Source organism: Agathobaculum sp. (genome assembly GCF_050946325.1).
GTDB lineage: Bacteria > Bacillota > Clostridia > Oscillospirales > Butyricicoccaceae > Agathobaculum.
In genome coordinates this window covers 1-4,613 of record NZ_JBMNUP010000149.1, presented here as the reverse complement: position 1 = coordinate 4,613, position 4,613 = coordinate 1, and the positions used below count along the sequence as shown (strand labels likewise).

General features: G+C 58.8%; 6 protein-coding genes and 1 pseudogene. 1 reads left to right on the top strand and 6 read right to left on the bottom strand.

Annotated features, from left to right (window positions below):
* The 6 genes and pseudogenes from ACOYIE_RS09545 to ylxM form a co-directional block, all read right to left on the bottom strand.
* Positions 1–355, bottom strand: a pseudogene (locus ACOYIE_RS09545) (tRNA (guanosine(37)-N1)-methyltransferase TrmD); the annotation flags it as partial.
* Entirely contained in the window at positions 355–861 is a 507-nt protein-coding gene (gene rimM, locus ACOYIE_RS09540) for a ribosome maturation factor RimM (RefSeq protein WP_433412656.1), read from the bottom strand. The gene rimM and the pseudogene ACOYIE_RS09545, both read right to left, overlap by 1 nt.
* 188 nt (positions 862–1,049) lie before the next feature.
* Positions 1,050–1,280: a KH domain-containing protein gene (locus tag ACOYIE_RS09535; protein ID WP_433412654.1), complete on the bottom strand. Its 231-nt coding sequence runs from the start codon at positions 1,278–1,280 to the stop codon at positions 1,050–1,052.
* A gap of 14 nt (positions 1,281–1,294) precedes the next feature.
* A complete protein-coding gene (gene rpsP / locus ACOYIE_RS09530; RefSeq protein WP_433412652.1) occupies positions 1,295–1,537 on the bottom strand; it encodes a 30S ribosomal protein S16 in 243 nt (80 codons plus the stop codon).
* Positions 1,538–1,603: 66 nt separating this feature from the next.
* A complete protein-coding gene (gene ffh / locus ACOYIE_RS09525; protein ID WP_433412651.1) occupies positions 1,604–2,965 on the bottom strand; it encodes a signal recognition particle protein in 1,362 nt (453 codons plus the stop codon).
* A gap of 1 nt (position 2,966) precedes the next feature.
* Positions 2,967–3,338, bottom strand: coding sequence for a YlxM family DNA-binding protein (gene ylxM, locus ACOYIE_RS09520; RefSeq protein ID WP_433412649.1), 372 nt, complete (start codon positions 3,336–3,338; stop codon positions 2,967–2,969).
* A gap of 245 nt (positions 3,339–3,583) precedes the next feature.
* On the opposite strand from ylxM, the gene ACOYIE_RS09515 reads away from it, so the two are divergent.
* Positions 3,584–4,613, top strand: a 1,030-nt coding sequence (locus tag ACOYIE_RS09515) for a M16 family metallopeptidase (protein WP_433412647.1), incomplete at its 3' end; no start/stop codon positions are given.

Below are 4,613 nucleotides of genomic sequence, written 5' to 3'. Positions count from 1 at the left end.
GCTGGTCCACGCCTTCATAATGGCCGCAGACCAGAATAATATGTTCCCGCCGGAGCAGCTCACGCGCTTTCTCCTGGTCAAAAGGGCGCCCCTGCGCGGAAAGAAAGACCGTGTGTACCCGCTCGCCCGCGCAGAGCGCCTGGTGGCACAGATAAAGCGGCTCGGCCAGCATAACCTGCCCGCGGCCGCCGCCGTAGGGCGCGTCATCCGCCTTGTGGTGCTTGTCCAGCGCATAATCGCGGATGTTGGTCGCCCGCACCGCAACCAGCCCCTTTTCCTGCGCGCGGCCGATGATGCTTTGCCGCATAACGGCGTCGATCATTTCCGGAAACAGGGTCATGATGTCTATTTTCATCATTCGGTCAGGCCCTCAATGCTTTCAATATAGATGACGCCCTGCTCCATATCAATCTCCTGCAAAAAGGGCTTGATGGCCGGAATATAAACCAGCCGGCCGTCCGGCGTTTTGATTTCATACATATCGTGCGCGGGGTTGGTGGTCAGCACATCGCGCAGCCGGCCGATTTCATGCGATACGCGGCGGTCATACACGGAAAAGCCCAGAATATCCTGAATAAACACCAGATCCTCGGGCAGTTCAACGTCGTCGCGGTCCAGATGCAGCACACGGCCGCGCAGCGCTTCGGCTGCCTCCACCGTGTCCACCCCTTCCAGATGCATGAGCACCACGTTTTTATGCACCTGCGCCCGCTGCACGGAAACAGACGTCTTTTCGTCCAGCCAGAGCGTGTCGAAATCGCACAGAACCTCGGGGCTGTCGCACCAGCTTTGCACCTTGAGGTCGCCGCGCACACCGTGGGTGCTGACGATTTTTCCGGCTTCTAAAAATTTTTTCGGCATAGTTTTCCTCCGTCTTTTCCGGAATTGACGCACAGATAAAATAAAATCGCCGCAGCGCGGCGATTTGAAATGCTTCGCGCTGCAAAAAAAGAATCTTTGCAGTGCTTGGGCGCAGCAGCCCTTTCGGACAAAGGCCGATCAGGGCGTGCCCCGTTTGAAACGGGTGCTGCCCGTCCCAAACGAAGATGTTAGTCGAGAATGTCGACCGTTACGCGCTTGTTTTCGCGATTGCCAGCCGCTTTCATGAGTGTACGGATTTCCTTTGCGATGCGGCCGTGGCGGCCGATGACGCGGCCCATATCCCCAGGCGCTACACGCAGGGAAAAGGTAACGCTGTCGCCGTCGGTCTCTTCGGTGATGGCAATCGCATCCGGCTCGGAAACCAGACTTTTGACGATATAAGCCAATAATTCCTTCACTTAGACTACCTCACTCAGTCCAGCGCGCCGGCCTTCTTCAGGATGCCGCGAACGGTATCGGTCGGCTGAGCGCCCTTCTTAATCCACTCCTGTGCGCGTGCAGCGTCAACCTGTACGGTGGCGGGGTCGGTCAGGGGATTGTAGGTGCCGATCTCCTCGATGAAGCGGCCGTCACGCGGGTAACGGGAATCAGCAACAACGATGCGGTAGAACGGAGCCTTCTTTGCGCCCATGCGGCGCAGTCTGATCTTTACCATGGATGTTTCACCTCCTCTGAAATAGAAATGATCTATTGTAAATTTCTTTACAAACAATAATGGGGATTAAAACGGCAGCTTCATGCCGCCAAGGCCGGGAAAGCCGCGGCGTTTCTTTTTGCCTTTGCCGCGCGCCATGCCGGTGAGCTGACGGGTCATCTTCTGCATGGCGTCAAACTGCTTGAGCAGCCGGTTGACCTCTTCCACCGTCAGTCCGCAGCCGGCGGCAATACGCTTTTTGCGGGAAAAGTTGATGATGGAGGGGTTGTTGCGCTCCTTGACCGTCATCGACTGGATGATGGCTTCGGTATGCGCCATCTGTTTTTCGTCCACCTTTGCGCCGGCAAGCGCCTTGGGGTCCACGCCGGGCAGCATGCCGAGCATCTCTTCCATCGAGCCCATTTTTTTCATCTGCTGCAGCTGGTCGTAGAAATCGGTCAGCGTCAGCTTGCCGGCCATCATCTTTTTGGCGGTTTCCGCAGCCTGCTTCTGGTCAACGTTCTGCTGCGCCTTTTCGATCAGCGTCAGCACGTCGCCCATGCCGAGGATGCGGCTGGCCATGCGGTCGGGGTGGAAGGGTTCGATATCGCCCAGCTTTTCGCCGGTGCCGATGAATTTGATGGGTTTGCCGGTGACGGCCTTGACCGAAAGCGCCGCGCCGCCGCGGGCGTCGCCGTCCATCTTGCTCATCAGCACGCCGTCGATGCCGAGCGCCTCGTCAAAGGTTTGGGAAACGGTTACCGCGTCCTGACCGGTCATTGCGTCCACCACAAGGATGATCTCGGTCGGTTTGACGGCAGCCTTGATGTTTTTCAGCTCGTCCATCAGCTTTTCGTCAATATGCAGGCGGCCTGCGGTATCCAGGAAAACAAGGTCATAGCCGTTCCGCCGTGCAAAATCAACGCCGTGCTTGGCGATCTCGACCGGATCGCCCTGGCCTTCCTCAAACACGGTGATGTCAAGCTGCTTGCCGACCACCTTTAACTGGTCGATCGCGGCGGGACGGTATACGTCGCACGCGACGAGCAGCGGGCGGCGCTGCTGCTGCTTGCGCAGCAATCCTGCCAGCTTGGCGCAGTTGGTGGTTTTGCCCGCGCCCTGCAAACCGGTCATCATCACGATGGTGGGCGGGTTGGGCGATATGGTCAAACGGGTGGTCTGGCCGCCGAGCAGGCTGGTCAGCTCTTCGTTTACGATCTTGATGACCTGCTGGGCCGGCGACAGGCTTTCGAGGATTTCGGCGTCGGTCGCTTTTTCCGTGACCGCCTTGATAAAATCCTTGGCAACCTTAAAGTTGACGTCAGCCTCCAGAAGCGCCATGCGGATTTCGCGCATTGCGTCCTTGATATCGGCCTCGGTCAGCCGTCCCTTGCTGCGCAGGTGCTTGAATGCGGATGAAATTTTTTCGGTAAGGCCTTCAAATGCCATGTTAAGCCTCCTGCCTGAGCTGTTCGAGCAGCGACGCCATGCGGGACGCGATTTCGTCCGCCTCGCTGCTGTGCAGTGTGCCGGCGTTTAAGGTGCGCAAGCGTTCCACCTCGTGCGCAAGCTCTTCCGCGCAGCGCTCGGTGCCGCCGTAGCGGGCAACCAGGCCGAGCTTCTGCTCCATTTCATGCAGGGCGTGCTCGGCGCGCTTGATGCTGTCCCGCACGCCCTGGCGGGTGATGCCCGCATGCTCTGCAATCTCAGAGAGCGAAAGGTCTTCATTATAATACAGGTCGAACAGTTCGCGCTGTTTTTCGGTGAGCGTCTCGCCGTAGAAATCGAACAGCAGGCTCATTTCGAGCGGTGTGCTCTTCATCGGCGGGCCTCCTTGGAAGTGTAAAGTTTTATGCCTTTACATCGAACGTGATTATTCTACCGTATAACCGGCGGCTTGTCAAGGGAAAATAACAGAGAAATCAGAGAAATTTGCACATCCGCGCGGGCGCAGAACCGAAAAAGCGGCCGCGCAAGTGAAAGTTCACCAAAAGTCCATTTGCACCCTATAGTATTTAATGTTATAATGGAGAGCGAGGGAAACATTTTCCGGAAATGAGGTAAGCTATGCAACAGGTGACCCGAAAAAAACTGGGCGAGGGCGTCAGCCTTACCTGCGTGACGACGACGAAATTCAAACGGGCGGTTTTGCGGGCGGCGTTGCTGCTGCCGCTGGGGGGACCGGACGCGGCGGGACGCGCGGCGCTGCCGCAGGTGCTGCGGCGCGGAACGGCGCGCCTGCCCGACCTGCGGGCGATTGGCGCGGCGCTGGACGAGCAGTACGGCGCCCGTATTGAGGCCATGGTGCGCAAAGAAGGCGAAACGCTGGCCATCGGTTTTCTGGCGGACTGTATTGACGAGGCCTATGCGCCGGAAGCCGGCGGTCTGACCGCATCGGTCATCCGTCTGCTGTGCGAAATGCTGTACGAGCCGTGCCTGAGCGGCGGCGTATTCCGCGCGGACTATACCGAGGGCGAGCGGGACAACCTGCTTGACCGCATTGCGGCGCAGAAGAACGACCCGCGCGCGTGGGCGCCGCACCGGCTGATGGAGCTGATGTGCGCGGACGAGGCCTACGGCCAGCCGGCGCTCGGCACAGCGGAGCAGGCGCGGCGCATTACGGAAAACAAGCTGTATACCGCCTATGAGCGCGCACTGGACGAGGCGCAGCTGGAGCTGTTTTACTGCGGCGCCATGCAGCCGGATGAGGCGGCGGCGCTTTTCCTCTCCGCCCTGCCGGAGCGAAAAGCGGAAAAACCGCGTTATATGCCGCACACCGAGGTGCGCGCGGCGCCGAAAGACGCAGCGCGGGAGGTTATAGAAGAGGAACCGGTAAAACAGGGCAAGCTGTCGCTTGGCTTCCGGACGGGCGGAAACTGCCTGACCGGCGGCAACCCCGCCGCATACTGGCTGTTCCAAACGGCGTTCGGCGGCTCGACCAACTCCCGTCTGTTTTTGCATGTGCGGGAAAAACAGTCGCTCTGCTATTATGCCAGCGCGCAGTTTATCGCGTCCAAGGGCATTATGATGGTCAATTCCGGCATTGAAAACAGGGATTTTGAACGCGCGCGGGATGAGATTCTGCATCAGTTGGAAG